The sequence below is a fragment of the Erwinia sp. 1181_3 genome (genome assembly GCF_052824965.1).
In genome coordinates, this window is the sequence record NZ_VTDE01000002.1 from 311,524 (window position 1) to 327,926 (window position 16,403).

The 16,403-nt window shown below is 53.8% G+C and carries 14 protein-coding genes; 2 read left to right on the forward strand and 12 right to left on the reverse strand.

Annotated features, from left to right (window positions below):
• Positions 1–19 precede the first annotated feature (19 nt).
• From FY046_RS05815 to yceD, 4 genes are read right to left on the reverse strand one after another with little or no spacing between them, the layout of a single operon-like run.
• Positions 20–973, reverse strand: coding sequence for a beta-ketoacyl-ACP synthase III (locus tag FY046_RS05815; protein WP_133842826.1), 954 nt, complete (start codon positions 971–973; stop codon positions 20–22).
• Between the two features lie 6 nt (positions 974–979).
• Positions 980–2,014 carry a phosphate acyltransferase PlsX gene (plsX, locus tag FY046_RS05820; protein ID WP_159337076.1) on the reverse strand — a complete coding sequence of 345 codons (1,035 nt, stop codon included), beginning with the start codon at positions 2,012–2,014 and terminating at the stop codon, positions 980–982.
• A 22-nt stretch (positions 2,015–2,036) separates the two neighbouring features.
• Positions 2,037–2,207: a 50S ribosomal protein L32 gene (rpmF, locus tag FY046_RS05825; protein ID WP_003849870.1), complete on the reverse strand. Its 171-nt coding sequence runs from the start codon at positions 2,205–2,207 to the stop codon at positions 2,037–2,039.
• Between the two features lie 14 nt (positions 2,208–2,221).
• Positions 2,222–2,743, reverse strand: coding sequence for a 23S rRNA accumulation protein YceD (gene yceD / locus FY046_RS05830; RefSeq protein WP_133842822.1), 522 nt, complete (start codon positions 2,741–2,743; stop codon positions 2,222–2,224).
• A gap of 142 nt (positions 2,744–2,885) precedes the next feature.
• On the opposite strand from yceD, the gene FY046_RS05835 reads away from it, so the two are divergent.
• Positions 2,886–3,467, forward strand: a complete 582-nt coding sequence (locus FY046_RS05835) for a Maf family protein (RefSeq protein WP_133842820.1) — start codon at positions 2,886–2,888, stop codon at positions 3,465–3,467.
• 246 nt (positions 3,468–3,713) lie between these two features.
• On the opposite strand, the gene rluC is transcribed toward FY046_RS05835, so the two are convergent.
• Positions 3,714–4,676: a 23S rRNA pseudouridine(955/2504/2580) synthase RluC gene (rluC, locus tag FY046_RS05840; protein ID WP_133842818.1), complete on the reverse strand. Its 963-nt coding sequence runs from the start codon at positions 4,674–4,676 to the stop codon at positions 3,714–3,716.
• A gap of 687 nt (positions 4,677–5,363) precedes the next feature.
• Here rluC and rne point away from each other — a divergent pair.
• The gene (gene rne, locus FY046_RS05845) at positions 5,364–8,906 is read left to right on the forward strand and encodes a ribonuclease E (RefSeq protein WP_446185862.1); all 3,543 of its coding nucleotides are present in this window, start codon (positions 5,364–5,366) and stop codon (positions 8,904–8,906) included.
• 327 nt (positions 8,907–9,233) lie between these two features.
• Here rne and flgL read toward each other — a convergent pair whose 3' ends face one another.
• The 7 genes from flgL to FY046_RS05880 all read right to left on the reverse strand — a co-directional run bounded on the left by flgL (position 9,234) and on the right by FY046_RS05880 (position 16,395).
• Entirely contained in the window at positions 9,234–10,199 is a 966-nt protein-coding gene (flgL, locus tag FY046_RS05850) for a flagellar hook-associated protein FlgL (RefSeq protein WP_446185863.1), read from the reverse strand.
• Between the two features lie 21 nt (positions 10,200–10,220).
• On the reverse strand, positions 10,221–11,864 hold the full coding sequence (gene flgK, locus FY046_RS05855) for a flagellar hook-associated protein FlgK (RefSeq protein ID WP_446185864.1): 1,644 nt from the start codon (positions 11,862–11,864) through the stop codon (positions 10,221–10,223).
• Positions 11,865–11,996: 132 nt separating this feature from the next.
• Complete coding sequence (flgJ, locus tag FY046_RS05860; RefSeq protein ID WP_133842808.1) at positions 11,997–12,938, reverse strand: flagellar assembly peptidoglycan hydrolase FlgJ; 942 nt, start codon at positions 12,936–12,938, stop codon at positions 11,997–11,999.
• Positions 12,938–14,044, reverse strand: a complete 1,107-nt coding sequence (locus FY046_RS05865; RefSeq protein ID WP_133842806.1) for a flagellar basal body P-ring protein FlgI — start codon at positions 14,042–14,044, stop codon at positions 12,938–12,940. Before FY046_RS05865 ends, flgJ begins: the two co-directional genes overlap by 1 nt.
• Before the next feature lie 9 nt (positions 14,045–14,053).
• A complete protein-coding gene (locus FY046_RS05870) occupies positions 14,054–14,755 on the reverse strand; it encodes a flagellar basal body L-ring protein FlgH (RefSeq protein ID WP_133842804.1) in 702 nt (233 codons plus the stop codon).
• Between the two features lie 86 nt (positions 14,756–14,841).
• Positions 14,842–15,624 (reverse strand): flagellar basal-body rod protein FlgG, encoded by a 783-nt coding sequence (gene flgG, locus FY046_RS05875; protein ID WP_133842802.1) that lies wholly within the window; start codon positions 15,622–15,624, stop codon positions 14,842–14,844.
• A gap of 15 nt (positions 15,625–15,639) precedes the next feature.
• A complete protein-coding gene (locus tag FY046_RS05880) occupies positions 15,640–16,395 on the reverse strand; it encodes a flagellar basal body rod protein FlgF (protein ID WP_167864388.1) in 756 nt (251 codons plus the stop codon).
• Positions 16,396–16,403: the final 8 nt, after the last annotated feature.

Sequence of the window (16,403 nt, forward strand, 5' to 3'; positions counted from 1 at the left end):
AATCGCTATTTTTGCTTAATTAAAAGCGAACCAGTGCAGAACCCCAGGTGAACCCGCCACCAAAAGCTTCCAGCAGAATCAACTGACCACGTTGAATACGGCCATCACGTACCGCTTCATCAAGTGCGGTCGGCACAGATGCCGCCGAGGTGTTGCCATGACGATCGAGCGTCACAACGACTTTATCCATGTCCATGCCCAGTTTGCGGGCAGTGGCACTGATAATACGCAGGTTTGCCTGATGCGGCACCAGCCAGTCGATAGCAGAGCGATCAAGCTTATTGGCTTCCAGCGTTTCATCAACAATGTGAGCCAGTTCAGTCACAGCAACCTTGAACACTTCATTGCCCGCCATGGTGACATACGCTGGCGTGTCCTGGTTCGCACGATCCTGATTAGGCAGCGTCAACAACTGGCCATAGCGGCCATCTGCATGCAGATGAGTAGAGATAATCCCCGGCTCTTCACTGGCGCCCAATACCACGGCGCCTGCGCCATCACCAAACAGGATAATGGTGCCACGATCCTCAGGATCAAGCATACGAGCGAGGACATCAGCACCGATCACCAGTGCGTGTTTCACTGCACCATTTTTAATGTACTGATCGGCCACACTCAGCGCATAGGTGAAGCCTGCGCAGGCGGCGGCGAGGTCAAAGGAAGCGGCATCATCAATCTCAAGCATCTGCTGAATCATGCATGCTGAGCTTGGGAATGCGTGGCTGGACGACGTGGTCGCTACCACGATCAGACCGATATCATTTTTATCGATACCGGCCATCTCCAGCGCGCGCTCGGCCGCATGGAAGCCCATGGTTGCCACGGTTTCGTCCGGGCCGGCAATACGACGTTCACGAATGCCGGTACGAGTGACAATCCACTCATCCGACGTTTCTACCATTTTTTCCAGATCGGCGTTAGTCCGCACCTGCTCGGGCAAATAGCTGCCCGTACCGATAATCTTCGTATACATGTACGCTCAGTCACTCTTAGGTAATACCGCTTGAAGGCGCGCAGCAATCCGCTCGGGAACTTGCCGCCGCACCGCCTGCTCTGCCTGTTGGATCGCCACAGTAAATGCACGTTGATTCGCCGCGCCATGACTCTTAATCACGGTGCCACGTAATCCTAACAGGCAGGCGCCATTGTACTGGTCGGGATTGAGATGGCCGAACTTCTTTGCCAGACGCTTCTTGAGCCAGCGTCCCAGCAATCCCAGCCACCAGGCCTTCTTTTTACCTTCGCCCTGTGAATTCAACAGCGAAAGGAACATTCTTACTACACCTTCCATCGTTTTCAGCGTGACATTGCCCACGAAACCATCGCAAACAAGCACATCCGTCTTACCGGTGAGAAGATCGTTACCCTCGAGGTATCCAATATAGTTAAGTTCTGGCGATGCACGCAGTATTGCCGCTGCTTCACGTATCGAACTCAACCCTTTAGTCTCTTCCTGACCAATATTAAGCAGTGCCACTCTCGGTCGGTCGATGGCCAGGATTTCCTCTGCCACCACCGCGCCCATAACGGCAAATTGTACCAGCATAGCACTGTCCGAATCGACATTAGCGCCTAAGTCCAGCACCACGGTTTTCCCGTATTGCTGATGCGGTAACACGGTCATCAACGCCGGGCGATCAATGCCGTCCAGCGGTTTTAATAATAATTTAGCTAACCCCATCAGCGCACCCGTATTACCTGCACTGATACAGGCCTGTGCCTGCCCTGCTTTCACCTGCTCCAGCGCGACACGCATAGAGCTTCCACGGCTGGCGCGGATCGCCTGTGAAGGTCTGGCATCACTGGCAATAACCGATTCGGCAGCAATGATCTGCAGACGTGCCTTGAGGGCAGAATCAGCTTTGGCAAGTAATGACGTGATGGTGTCGGGATCGCCGACCAGAAGGAGATGCAGATGCGGATTTAAGGCCAGTGCCTGCAGTGATGCAGGCACTGTCACGCAGGGACCGAAATCCCCGCCCATGGCATCTATCGCCAGGGTCAAACGTGTCAAAGTAGCGCCGCGGACCGCGGAATTACTTAACGATGACCTTGCGACCGCGGTAGTAACCATCCGCAGTGATGTGGTGACGCAGATGAGTTTCACCAGAAACTTTATCTACGGAAAGAGCTGCTGTGGTCAGCGCATCGTGTGAACGACGCATGCCACGTTTGGAACGGGTTGGTTTATTCTGTTGTACGGCCATGGACCTTACTCCTATTACTTACGCTTTAAACTGGCTAATACGGCAAATGGGTTTGGTTTTTCTGCCTCTTCAGGCAACTGACCAAAGACCATGTCCGCCTCGGACACTTCACAGTGTTCAGAATCATGCACCGGAACGACAGGCAGGGCGAGAATGATTTCATCCTCAACCATTGCCAGCAGATCGGTTTCGCCAAACTCGTTGACGTTGATCGGCTCGTACGCTTCCGGCAGTGCTTCGGCCTGTTCGTCAGTGACGACCGGGCTGAAACAGTACGATACGTGGACATGCTGCGGAAAAGTCTTGTTGCAACGTTGGCAGCACAGCGTCACTGAAACTTCGGCCGTACCTTTCAGTACTGCCAGACGCTGCTCGTCAATCGCAAACGACATGACACATTCTACATCACTGTCCACACTCACTACCGACTCGGCAATCCGCTCAACCTGCTCAGGGGTGTAAACACCCTGGTAGTCCAGGCGTTTTTGAGCGGTACGAGTCGCATCGAGAGTTAGGGGTAATTTTACCTTTTGCATAGGGCGCGCATATTAACTTTGTAACGACATAGAGTCAAAGAAAAAGGCCGTTTTACGGCATCTTTCACCCATGATTCGCATCCAGTGCGGCGCATAGTTTAAAATGCCTGACACTGATTCGCTATATATTCTGGAAAAAATTATGCGCCACCTGGTATTAGCCTCCACATCGAGCTATCGAAAAGCCTTATTAGCCAAACTGGAACTGCCGTTTATTACCGCGGCGCCAGAGGTGGATGAAACACCGCTGGACGATGAAGATGCCACTGAATTGGTGGTACGACTGGCAACCGCCAAGGCGCAGGCGCTGGCCGGACGCTACCCGGACCACTTAATCATTGGTTCCGACCAGGTCTGCGTGGTGGCCGGCAAGATTTTTGGCAAACCTCTCACAGCCGCACGGGCACAGGAGCAGTTGCGTGCAGCCAGCGGCCACAGCGTGGTGTTTTATACCGGTCTGGCGCTCTATGACAGCCGCAACGCGTCACTGCAGGTGCTTTGTGAGCCCTTCAGCGTCGATTTTCGCACACTGAGTGACGAGGAAATCGTGGCCTATATCAGCAAAGAGCAGCCACTTAACTGTGCAGGGAGCTTTAAAAGTGAAGGACTGGGTATCACACTGTTCGATCGCCTGTCAGGGCGTGACCCCAATACACTGGTAGGGCTACCGCTGATTGCCCTGTGCGACATGCTGAGAAACGCCGGTGTTAATCCACTGGTGTGATGGAGAACCGAAGCACGGCATGGGGGCCTGGGTCAGGCATGCCTGACCCCTACAAAGTCCGTGTCCTTACGTAGGGGCGAGGTATGCCTCGCCTTGGGTCAGGGCTACCTGCCTCCTACAAAGTCCGTGTCCTTACGTAGGGGCGAGGTATGCCTCGCCTTGGGTAAAGGCTACCTGCCCCCTACAAAGTCCCTGTCCTTACGTAGGGGCGAGGCATGCCTCGCCCTGGGTCAGGGCTGCCTGACCCTACGTGGCGGGATACTGTTTACGCAGAATCTCCAGACAACGTTTCAGTTCGTTGTCCAGGGGCGCTTCCACACGCATGATTTCCCCGGTATTCGGGTGCGTGAAACGCAGCGCAGCGGCATGCAGGAACAGGCGTTTCAGACCGGTCCCACTTAGCTGCTGGTCAAAATCTGCTTCGCCGTAGCGATCATCAAAGGCAATCGGATGCCCGGCATGTAATGTATGTACGCGAATCTGGTGAGTACGCCCGGTGACCGGACTGGCTTTTACCAGCGTAGCCATGGCATAACGCTCTTCCACTTTAAACAGCGTCTCGGACGGTTTGCCTTCACTGTTCACCTTCACAATGCGCTCACCGCTTTGCAGGATATTTTTCAGTAAAGGTGCCCGGACCGCTTTCACATGGGATGGCCACTGCCCGCGTACCAGCGCGAGGTAATCCTTCTGCATGCCCTTCTCACGCAGTTGCTCGTGCAGCGAACGCAGCGCAGAGCGTTTTTTTGCCACCAGCAATACCCCGGAGGTGTCGCGATCCAGGCGGTGGACTAACTCCAGGAAGCGCGCATCTGGACGCAGCGCACGCAGCCCTTCAATCACACCGAAACTCAGACCACTGCCCCCGTGTACGGCAGTGCCGGACGGTTTGTTCATGACGAGAATGTGGTCGTCTTCATAAATGATGGCGTGTTCCAGTGCGGCGACTTTCGCCAGCTTAGGTGACACATTATCGTCTTCACGCTCTGCCACCCGCACGGGGGGAATGCGCACCTCATCCCCGGCCTCCAGTTTGTATTCCGGTTTGATACGTTTCTTGTTCACCCGCACTTCGCCTTTACGCAAAATGCGATAAATCATGCTTTTCGGCACCCCTTTTAACTGGGTGCGCAAAAAGTTATCGATGCGCTGTCCTGCTTCATCAGCAGAAATGGCAATAAAATGTACGGCTGGAGTATTGGTTTTCATGGTTGGCGATTCTAAATAGTGCGCTGTGATAGCGCCACCTCTTTTTCTGTGCTTAACTGACAGAGACGGTTACCGCAGGAAGTTGTGACCGGTTTTTAGACAATCTGCTGAAAAGCACTGCAATACGTTCTAAAAGCTGAGAGAAACTTCTCAACGCGGATAAAGTCACCTTGCGATCACCGCCTTAGCAATGGAATAATATCTCCGTTTTTGACGCTAAGACTTGCGAACGTAAGGGAATAGTTAGCGTGTACCCAATAGATTTCGTGTTGCAGCAAGGCAAGCGAAAGAATCCCCGGAAACAGACATAAGTCGGTATTTGGGGATGAATGAGATCAGCCAACATGGCTGCGGCTCGAAAGATGAAGGGTGAGAAATTTTGCCGGATAGCGCATACACGCAGCAATGGCGTAAGACGTATTGTGCAATCAGGCATTTAGCGGGCTGCGGGTTGCAGCCTGGACGATAAAACGGGATTGGTTCACCTGGTATTCTACTGGCGGTTCCCCCCTTAAAAGCGCTGTTTTTCCATATGTAAAACAGGCTACCGAGTTTTTGCACCCCTTTAGCTGCTGACAACCGGGAGGTTGACGGCTTTGCGATGAGACACGGGGTCATCGGTTTTCATGTCCAGCGTTACTTTGCCCGCAGCTTTGTCACTAATGTAAGAATAATGAGTAAGTTACGATGAAAAGAATGTTGATAAACGCAACTCAGCAGGAAGAGTTGCGTGTTGCCCTCGTGGACGGACAACGTCTGTACGATCTGGATATTGAAAGCCCTGGACACGAACAGAAAAAAGCCAACATCTACAAAGGCAAGATCACCCGCATTGAACCCAGCCTCGAAGCCGCATTTGTTGATTACGGCGCTGAACGGCACGGTTTCCTACCTCTGAAAGAAATTTCCCGCGAATACTTCCCTGCTAATTACAATTCTCACGGTCGTCCAAATATCAAGGATGTACTGCGTGAAGGCCAGGAAGTCATTGTTCAGATCGATAAAGAAGAACGTGGTAATAAAGGCGCAGCCCTGACCACCTTTATCAGCCTGGCGGGAAGTTACCTGGTTCTGATGCCAAACAACCCACGAGCAGGCGGTATTTCACGCCGTATCGAAGGCGATGACCGCACTGAACTGAAAGAAGCCCTGTCAGCACTGGAATTGCCTGATGGTATGGGTCTGATTGTACGCACCGCGGGTGTGGGCAAATCGGCCGATGCACTGCAATGGGATCTCAGCTTCCGTCTGAAACATTGGGAAGCCATTAAGAAAGCTGCTGACAGCCGCCCCGCGCCTTTCCTGATCCATCAGGAAAGTAACGTGATCGTGCGCGCCTTCCGCGACTATCTGCGTCAGGACATCGGCGAAATCCTCATCGACAATCCAAAAGTGCTGGAGCTGGCTCGCCAGCATATCGCCGCACTGGGTCGCCCAGATTTCAGCAGCAAAATTAAACTGTACACCGGTGAAATCCCGCTGTTCAGCCACTATCAAATCGAATCGCAGATCGAATCTGCATTCCAGCGTGAAGTGCGTCTGCCTTCTGGCGGATCGATTGTTATCGATTCCACCGAAGCGCTGACGGCTATCGATATCAACTCCGCACGCGCCACTCGCGGCGGGGACATCGAAGAAACGGCGTTTAACACCAACCTGGAAGCGGCCGATGAAATTGCCCGCCAGCTGCGTTTGCGTGACCTCGGTGGCCTGATCGTTATCGACTTTATCGATATGACCCCGGTTCGTCATCAGCGTGCGGTAGAAAACCGCCTGCGTGAAGCCGTACGCCAGGATCGTGCTCGTATTCAGATCAGCCATATTTCACGTTTCGGCCTGCTGGAAATGTCGCGTCAGCGTCTTAGCCCTTCTCTGGGTGAATCCAGCCATCACGTTTGCCCACGCTGTAGCGGCACCGGTACCATCCGTGATAACGAATCGCTGGCTCTCTCCATTCTGCGTCTGATTGAAGAAGAAGCGCTGAAAGAGAACACCAAAGAAGTTCATGCCATCGTACCGGTTCAGGTTGCTTCATACCTGCTGAACGAGAAACGTGAAGCCGTCAGCGCCATTGAAAAACGCCAGGGCGGCGTGCGTGCCATTATCGTACCCAACGATAATATGCAGACACCGCACTACTCAGTTCTGCGCGTGCGCAGTGGTGAAGAGACGCAAACTCTCAGCTATCACCTGCCTAAACTTCACGAAGCAGAAATGGCGTTACCTTCTGAAGAAGAGCACGCTGAGCGCAAGCGTCCTGAGCAGCCTGCCCTCGCCGCTTTCGTGATGCCAGATGCGCCGCCAGCACCACAGGAAGAAATCGCAGAAGTTGCAGCAGCCACTCCGGTTGCCCAGCCTGTCGCGAAAACACCTGCTGCTGCTGAGCCGGGCCTGGTTAGCCGCTTCTTCAGCGGGTTGAAAAAACTCTTCGCTGCGGAAGAGAAACCGGTCGTTGAGCCACAGCCACCTGTCGTTGAAGAAAAAACGGCCGAAGCCGCGGCTCCACGTGGTGAGCGTCGTAATAACCGCCGCCAGAACAACAACCGTCGCGACCGTAACGGTGAACGTGGTGAGCGTTATGGCGACCGTAATGCGGACCGTAGCGATCGTAATGGCGAACGTAACGACCGTAACAGTGAACGTAACGACCGTAATGGTGAACGTAACGAGCGCAACAGCGAGCGTAACGACCGCAACGGTGAACGTACTGAACGTGCACCACGTGAACGCAACAACGAAGCGCGTGAAAATGGTCGTGACGACAATCGTCGTAACAACGCCAATAAACGCAATGCACCACAGGCGGATGCCCGCAGCGAACGTATGGTTCCAGACGAATTTGAACGCAGCGAAACCTCGCAGCCACGTCAACCTCGTCAGGATCGCCAGCGTCGTCGTCCTGGTCAGAACCAGGAAGAAAAACGGCCGGTCGTGCAGGAAGAGAGCATCGTTGAGCCGATCATCGAAGCTGTAGACAATCAGGAAGTGCAGGAAGAGAACGTACAGGTGATGCCGCGCCGTAAACCGCGCCAGTTGAACCAGAAAGTGCGTATCGAAACGGCTGAACAGACCGCTGCGCGTTCGTTTGAACCGCAAGGTGAAGAAGTGACCCCGGCAGCCACGCCAGTGGTTAACGAACCTGTCGCTGAGTCTGATGACAACGACGATCGTGATGGCAACAATATGCCACGCCGTTCACGTCGCTCTCCACGCCACCTGCGTGTGAGCGGTCAGCGTCGTCGCCGTTACCGTGATGAGCGTTATCCGACACAGTCACCAATGCCGCTGTCTAACGCTGCTGCATCGCCAGAAATGGCATCAGGTAAAGTGTGGATTTCTTATCCGGTTGCTCAGACAAGCGATCACGAAACGCATGAAGAGCATGGCCATTCAGTGGTCCCTCCTTACGGTCATACAGAGGTTGAAACGCCTGTTGCAGAAGCCACTGCCGCTGTCGAAGCCGCTAATGCGGTAGAGGCTGTCGCTGCCACCGCACCTGTGGTTGAAACCTCTGAGGTTAACACTCCTGCGATTGAAGCCCCGGTCGAAGAGCAGGCAGAACCTGTGCAGCAGGCTGAGCCACAGCCAGAAAATCTGCCAGAAATCACCCCTGTGATTGCTGAAGAGACGGCTGCCATTGACGCACCGGTAAACGAAGAACCCGCCGTAATTTCTGCCGCTGACGAAGTTGTCGCGGAAGAGACTGCAGCAGAAGCGACGCCTGTGGAAGATGTTCAGCCTGAGCCAACTTTTGCCGCAGTTGATGCTGTTGCGGATATTGTGGAAGAAGCCCAACAGGCGACTGACATTGCCAGCGTTGCTCCGGTTGAAGTCAGCCCTGAAGTTGAGCAGCAGGTTGCCGAAGTGCTCCATGCACCGGAAGTGACTGCAGCACAACACACTGTGGCGACCAGCGAGCCGCACGCTCCGGTTCCTGCCCGTGACGAGCCTGTCGCGGATGCACCGGTTGCTGCTGAGCCTGTGGTTGATGCTGCACCGGTCGTTGCCAGCGCACCTGCTGTTGCAGAACCCGTGGCCGCTGCCCCCGTGCAGAGCAGCGCTCCGCATCATGCTACCGCGCCAATGACGAAAGCCCCGGCTCCGGCTTACCAGCCAGAAGCACCAAGTCAGAGCGACTGGGTGCGTCCGGACTTTAACTTTGAAGGTAAGGGGTCAGCAGGCGGTCACGCTGCAACTCATCAGGCGACTGCTCCGGCAACCCGTCCTTAATACCTGATAACGCGTCAATCAAGCCCTGGCCACCTGGCCGGGGCTTTTTTTTATCTGCTCTTCCCTCCCCGTTTACGCCAGTATCTCTGTATTCACCGATCGTTGTCGCAACGTATTCATGTCTGTGGGTATGCATATACCCGCCGTCATCAGCCTCGCGGTTCATAGACACCATTGCGTCATCGACAAGTCGTTAAAAGGATACGGGGCACACCGTTACGGGAGGGGAAATAGCAGGCAAAAAAAACCCGCTGTCAGATTTGGCTACTGACAGCGGGAGAAACTGAACGAACCCGGTTAAAGTACGTTCAAATCTTAGAGGTCAGTCTACGAATTCAGGTTAAACAGAGACAGTTTGGACATCTGCTGGAACACCGTATAAGAGGCTTTTAACGCCGCCTGCTGCATGGTGTAGTTAGAAATTGACTCCACGGTATCAGCGCCAATCAATGCTGACAGCTGATTTTTTTGGTTAAGGATAGTGTCATCCCCTTTGGAATCAAGACTGGATAACTCCTGCAGGTTTGTACCGACTTCTGCACTAACACTTGATACGTTATTTAACGCATTACGCAAGCCTCGGCCCGATTTCTCCAGTGCCGCTAACCCATCATCAATAACTGCCTGGGACGCATCGGCCAACGGCTTATTCAACGATGCGATCGCCGTGTCTAGCATGTTAAATATATTCGTTTCTGCCGTGCCATCAGCTTCTTTCACCGCAGTACTGGTCAGAGAATTGAAAATCTGTTCGCCCGTATGATTGGTGGTTAACGTCCGGCTGGCATCCACTTTCTGAGAAATAGGCGTCAGCCCCCCCTCATAAGTTGTTGCGCCTGTAGTCGCATCAGTAACAAAAGGAGGTTTGTCACTCTGATATCCCGCAAAAACATAGCGGCCACTACCATCAGTGCTGTTGGCAAGATTCAGTAACTGAGCACGAAGCCCGGTAAGCTGAGTCGCGTAAGACTGGCGATCGTCGTCAGACAAGGTTCCATTTGAAGCGGCAACCAGTGTTGTCTGAGCATTGATGATCACATCAGTTACCTGTTTAAGCGTCGTCACTTCGGTAGACTGATTTTGCGTGGCAAAAACACGCGCCGTTTTATACTGTGAAGTTTCAGTCTGCGCCTGTGAAATGACAACGGCCTGAGCGGCAGCGACAGGATCATCTTCCGGACTATTAACACGGTTACCGGTAGCGAGCTGCTCTCCCCCTTTCAGCCATGCAGACTGTGAAGTAGAGATCCCGCGCATCTGCTGATCGTAGATCATGCTGGTACTGAGTCGCATGGTTTAATTCCTCTGCAAAATTTAGCTGACAGCACTTATCAGTGACTGGAAAATAGTGGAAGCCGTCTGTAATACCTGGGCATTGGCCATGTAATACTGCTGATAGCGCGTCAGGTTTGCATACTCTTCATCCAGGTTAACCCCGGAAACAGACTGCTGCTGATTGGTAAGCTGTGTCACCACGGCTGCCTGTGTGGTATTGGTTTTAGCAAGGGTGCTGGCTTTGTTGCCCACGTTCGCAACCAGGCTGGCATACGACTCCGTCAGAGTACTTTTGCCATTGACTAAATTTTTGGTTTGTAAATCCAGCAGTTTTTGTACGTTCTCATTGTTACTTTCCCCCCCGGCCGCACTGGCAGCAGCCAATTTTCCTTCAGAGGTAATCTCAACCGCCATATTGGCAATAACGTTTTTAACGGGTTGAACGGTGAAACTATCGCCGGAGAGAGGCGTACCCGTCGGCGTCACTTTCAGTCCATCGAATGCCAACACGCCAGGCGTGGTGGTGCTATCAATGGTCGCCGTCGTATTATCAGACAGACGGGTTGCAGTCCATGTACCATTATTAAACGTTAGCTTGTAGTCCGTTGCCTGAACTTTGGTGGTGTCATCCCACTCCGCTGTCAGTTCGGCGGTGCCTTTATTTTTGGCATTTTGCAGGACTGAAGGGCCACCCAAACCGAAGAAATCTTCACCATCCGCACCATCAATATCTTTGCCGAGTTTGTGCTGGGTGTTGAAGCTTGTTCCCAACGCCATCGCCAATTGGCCGACTTGATTACGTACGTTATCCAGATCGCCGCGGAACGCCAGCAGGCCTCCCAGCGAACCGTTAGTAATTTCAGACTCAGGGATCTGAGTTTTAGCACCTGTGACAGCATCAACAGTCGCGATAGTCGTGCGTCCGGGATCAGCGCTCGATGGCACTGCCGCCAGTTGACTGTAAGTGTCGCCCTGGACCAGGGAAATCCCATTACCGATAGAGATATTGTAACTACCACCATCCTGCTGGGTAACGTTAACACCAGCTATAGCATTCAGTTCGCTGACCAGTTTATCGCGTTGGTCTAAAAGATCATTGGGCTCACTTCCCGCTCCAGCGCCTTTTAGCTTGATAATCTGCTGGTTAACGTTAGCAATCTGTTTCGCGTAGTTATTAATTTGTTCAACTGAAGCCGTAACCGCCGTATTCAAGCTGCCGTCGAGGTTGGACAGATAGGTATCAGTCACTTTGAACTGATTAACCAATCCCTCAGCTTTACCCAGAACAGCCTGACGAGAAGAGGGGTCACTGGCATTACTCGACAATGTCTGCAACGAGCTGAAGAAGTCCTGAATATTGCTTGAGAGCGTATTCGTGGTACTTGATAACATATTGTTAACATTGGAAATCTGACTATACTGGCTGGCAATACCACTGGACTGGGCGCTGGCCGCACGCAGCTGGTTAGTGATGAACTGGTCATATTCACGGTATACCGTGGAGACATTAGCACCGTTACCATAGTAACTGCCGCCACTCAGGGTACTGTTGGCCTGAGCAAGCACCGTTGTCTGGCGTGAATAACCGCCAACGGCATAGTTAGTAATGTTGTTACTGGTGGTATTCAGCGCAGCAGATGCAGCGCTTAACCCGCTCATCGCGGTATTGATTAAGTTAGCCATTTCGGGTCCTTGTTAACCGGCAACTGCAGAGCCAGCATTGACGAATCGTTTGCCGGAAGGGGGTTAACGCAAATCCGGCCTGAAAAGGTTATCGGTTAAACCGGGGCAAACTTGAGCATTTCCCCGAAAAATTTAAAACAAATCGCCGATATCCTGGCTGTAGGCTTTGACCACTTTTTCACCCATATTTTTGAACTGCTGGATCATACCCACCAACTTTTGTGCATATTTAGGATCGGTGGCATAACCCGCAGCCTGCAACGCCTGCGCGCCCTGTTCCGGCGAGGAAGCGGTCGTCACGGCCGCATAGCGTGGATTGTTACTCAGCAGTTTGACGTAGTCGTTGAGGGCATCGAAATAGGAGTCGTAAACACGGAATTTTTGCTTCACCTTTTTCGCTTCACCATTCTCAAATTCGGTGGTCATCACATCAGTGGTTTTACCCTGCCAGCTGCCCGTCGCTTTAATACCAAAGACGTTATAGCTTGGCTTACCGTCACGCGTGAGGATCTGGCGCTGGCCCCAACCTGATTCGAGTGCGGCCTGGGCCAGAATCAGGTGATGAGGAATACCACTTTGCTCACTCGCCGCCTGTGCCGGTTTTGACAGCATCGCGATAAAGTCACCATTGTCACCGGATAACGGCATCTCTGCGCTGGAGAAACGTGGCACCGCTTTACGGACCATTTGTTCCATCGCCAGCGGAGGTAAGGTGTTGATAAAGCTCTTATCCAGCGGCATGGGCACCGTACCGGCTTTCTCATCCAGCGGCTTCTGCCCTTCCATCTGTTTCACGATAAGGTCAGCCAGACCGAGGCCTTTCGCCCCGATCTCCTGGCCAATCTGCTGATCGTACATTGAGGTATAAAGCCGCGTCTGCTCGCTACTCATCAGGCCATCCTGCGGTAGCGCCTGGCGCATGCTTTTCAACATCATCTGGACAAACATCCCTTCGACCTGTTTTGCCACTTCGCGCGCATGCGCTTTCGGGTCATCACCGGCTAACCGTTTCAGGGTGTTCAGCGAGCGGCTGTCATACGCCGCGCTGCTCAGAGACTGGCTGTTGTCGCTCATCAGATAATTTCCAGTTTGGCGTGCAGGCAACCTGCGCTTTCCATCGACTGCAAAATAGACATCAGATCGATAGGCGTCGCACCCAGCGAGTTCAGTGCACGAACCACGCTGTTCAAATTCGCGCTGGCGTTAACCGTTTGCAGTGCGCCCCCGCTCTGACGCATATCAATCTGCGTTTGCGGTGTCACCACAGTCTGACCACCGCCAAATGGCGTATCAGGCTGACTGACGTTCTGCGTCTGATTGACCGTGACCGACAGGCTGCCCTGGGCGATCGCACATTGCGTCAACATCACTTCACGGTTCATGACCACCGAGCCAGTACGTGAGTTGATGATCACTTTGGCGTCCTGAATCGGAACCGAGACATCAATATTCTGGATATCCGCCAGCAGACGTACCTGAGAGGTGTTATTTGCTGTTGAGCGGATCTGCACAGTGCGGCCATCGACGGCCTGCGCCATCCCGTAGCCACCGCGGCTGTTAATGGCGTCGCTGATGCGCTGCGCCATGCTGAAATCTTCCTGGTTCAGATACAGGCTAACGATATTGCTGGTGGCGAAGTTATTCGGCAATTCACGCTCAATCGTGGCACCGCCGGTAATACGACCGCCGTTCACCTGGTTGACCTGCACGCTACTGCCACCGGCCGCAGCACTGGCACCGCCGATCAAAATGTTACCCTGCGCCAGCGCGTAAACCTGGTTATCCACCCCTTTCAGCGGGGTCATCAGCAGCGTACCGCCGCGCAGGCTTTTGGCGTTACCCATGGAGGAAACCACCACATCAACCACCTGCCCCTGACGGCCAAATGCTGGCAGCTTTGCAGTCACCATCACCGCCGCCACGTTTTTCAACTGCATATTTGTGCCGGTAGGAACGGTGATCCCTAACTGCGACAGCATGTTGCTCAGGCTCTGTGTGGTAAATGGCGTCTGGGTTGTCTGGTCACCGGTGCCATCGAGTCCCACCACCAGACCGTAGCCGATCAGGGAGTTATCACGCACGCCGCCCACGGTCGTGAGATCGCGAATACGATCGGCCTGCGCCAGGGCGCTAAACCCTACCGTCAGCAGCAGGACACATCGAATCAGTACATTACGCATTAAAACCTCTTACATCGGTGATATGTTCAGGAAGAACCGTTGCAGCCAGCCCATATTCTGCGCCTCATTGATGTAGCCGTTACCGACGTACTCAATGCGGGCATCAGCCACCTGGGTGGAAACAACACTGTTGCTGGCGCTAATCGTGCGTGGGTTAACCACACCGGAGAAGCGGATAAACTCTGTTCCCTGATTAATTTCAATCTGTTTCTCACCGACCACATTCAGGTTGCCATTAGGCAATACCTGGTTAACGGTAACGGTGATGGTGCCGGTAAAGGTGTTATTCGCTGAAGCGCCCCCTTTTCCTGCAAAATCATTTTTCCCTTCCCCGGCGAAGGTGGCTTTGTCGCCACCCAGCAGTCCGACGAGGGCGCGCGGTGTCGCGCTTAAGCCGAAGCTGGAAGATCCATCACGTCCGGCATTGGCAGAAGAACTCTTACTCGCGCTGACATTTTCCTGCAGCGTGATGGTTAATGTGTCGCCAATATTACGTGGGCGGCGATCCTCGAACAGCGGCTGATAGCCGTAGTTCATCGGCATCACGCCCTGAAAAATAGAACCGTTGACCAATGCAGGTGAAGCAGGCATCGGCTGGGCCGTCGTCGAGCCTTCAACCAGTGGCTTACGGGGAACTAACGCACAACCGTTAAGCGTTAGCAGCAACGTGGCTACCAACAAACGTCCAGGCAATGAGATCTGCTGCGCCATGGATATAAACCTTTCATTACGAGAATATTGTATTAACGGGCCGGGCAAGCCCGGCACCTGTAACGGTCAATCAGTCCGTCTTACTTTTACAGCTGAGTCAGTTTCGCCAGCATCTGGTCAGAAGTACTCACGGCCTTACTGTTAATCTCATAAGCGCGCTGAGTCTGGATCATGCTGACCAACTCTTCCGCTACGTTAACGTTTGACGTTTCCACATAGCCCTGGTACAGCGTACCCGCACCGTTGTTGCCCGGGTTACTTTCCGTTGGCGCACCGGATGCCTGTGTTTCCTGATAAAGGTTTTCACCCATACTTTCCAGACCGGCATCGTTGACAAACGTGCTCAACGTCAACTGTCCGACCTGAACCGGGTTAGTCTGGCCCTGCTGGGTCACGCTCACCACACCATCACGACTGACGGTCATGCTCAGGGCGTTTGGCGGGATCGTGATAGCGGGCTGCACCGGGAAACCACCGTTGGTAACCAACTGACCATTCTGGTCCGTCTGGAAAGAACCATCGCGGGTATACGCGGTGGTACCATCAGGCATCTGAATCGAGAAGAAGCCCTGACCACTGATCGCCACATCCTTCGATGAGCTGGTCTGCGACAGGTTGCCCTGATTATGCAGGCGCTCTGTGGCCACCGGACGCACACCCGTACCAATCTGCAAACCGGAAGGCAGCGTGGTCTGCTCAGATGACTGCGCGCCTGGCTGACGCATCGTCTGGTACATCAGATCTTCAAATACCGCACGCTGACGTTTAAAACCGTTGGTGCTAACGTTTGCCAGGTTGTTGGCAATCACGTCCATATTGGTCTGCTGAGCGTCAAGACCGGTTTTGGCAATCCATAAAGAACGAATCATCTATTATTCCTCTGATCAGCTCATTGACAGCAGCTGGTTGGCTCGTTGTTCGTTTTCATCGACGCTGGAAATCACTTTCATCTGCATCTCGAAACGACGGGCGTTGGCAATCATATCGACCATGGTCTGCGTGCTGCTGACGTTGCTGCCTTCCAGCACGCCCGGCATCACTTTCATGGTGGCATCGATAGGTAACGTGGCACCGCGTTGGGCCACCGCACTGGCTGAGACGCGAAACATGCCGTCATCACCGCGCGTCAGCTCACTGCCCGTGGCTTGTACCAGCTTCAGCCTGCCCAGCTGCACCGTGGCATTCGGCGCATCGCCCGGATTCAGCGCAGTAATAGAACCGTCAGCCGCGATGGTGAGTTCAGCGCCCTGCGGCACCGCAATCGGTCCGCCGTCACCCATCACCACGTTGCCCTGTACGGTAAGTTGCCCGGCAGGGCTGACTTCCATATTCCCGTTGCGGGTATAGGCTTCGGTGCCGTCGGCAGTCTGCACTGCCAGCCAGCCGTCACCCTGCATCGCCACGTCCAGCGCACGCTCGGTGTAATCCAGCGCGCCCTGGGTCATATCTGCTCCCGGCGTCGACGCCGTGACCAGCGTACGGGTAGGCAATGACAACCCTTCCACCGGCACCGCACGCGCAGCACTAAGCTGCGCACGGAATCCCGGCGTTGCGGCGTTGGCCAGGTTGGCCGCCGTCACTGCCTGCTGATCGAGGGTCTGACTGGCAGCCCCCATTGCGGTATATATTGCGTGATCCATAGAACGAT

Excerpts from the sequence above, each read along its gene's own strand:
- FY046_RS05815 (WP_133842826.1), bottom strand. The coding sequence starts at position 973 with ATGTATACGAAGATTATCGGTACGGGCAGCTATTTGCCCGAGCAGGTG.
- rpmF (WP_003849870.1), bottom strand. The coding sequence starts at position 2,207 with ATGGCCGTACAACAGAATAAACCAACCCGTTCCAAACGTGGCATGCGT.
- yceD (WP_133842822.1), bottom strand. The coding sequence starts at position 2,743 with ATGCAAAAGGTAAAATTACCCCTAACTCTCGATGCGACTCGTACCGCT.
- FY046_RS05835 (WP_133842820.1), top strand. The coding sequence starts at position 2,886 with ATGCGCCACCTGGTATTAGCCTCCACATCGAGCTATCGAAAAGCCTTA.
- rluC (WP_133842818.1), bottom strand. The coding sequence starts at position 4,676 with ATGAAAACCAATACTCCAGCCGTACATTTTATTGCCATTTCTGCTGAT.
- rne (WP_446185862.1), top strand. The coding sequence starts at position 5,364 with ATGAAAAGAATGTTGATAAACGCAACTCAGCAGGAAGAGTTGCGTGTT.
- flgL (WP_446185863.1), bottom strand. The coding sequence starts at position 10,199 with ATGCGACTCAGTACCAGCATGATCTACGATCAGCAGATGCGCGGGATC.
- flgK (WP_446185864.1), bottom strand. The coding sequence starts at position 11,864 with ATGGCTAACTTAATCAATACCGCGATGAGCGGGTTAAGCGCTGCATCT.
- flgJ (WP_133842808.1), bottom strand. The coding sequence starts at position 12,938 with ATGAGCGACAACAGCCAGTCTCTGAGCAGCGCGGCGTATGACAGCCGC.
- FY046_RS05865 (WP_133842806.1), bottom strand. The coding sequence starts at position 14,044 with ATGCGTAATGTACTGATTCGATGTGTCCTGCTGCTGACGGTAGGGTTT.
- FY046_RS05870 (WP_133842804.1), bottom strand. The coding sequence starts at position 14,755 with ATGGCGCAGCAGATCTCATTGCCTGGACGTTTGTTGGTAGCCACGTTG.
- flgG (WP_133842802.1), bottom strand. The coding sequence starts at position 15,624 with ATGATTCGTTCTTTATGGATTGCCAAAACCGGTCTTGACGCTCAGCAG.
- FY046_RS05880 (WP_167864388.1), bottom strand. The coding sequence starts at position 16,395 with ATGGATCACGCAATATATACCGCAATGGGGGCTGCCAGTCAGACCCTC.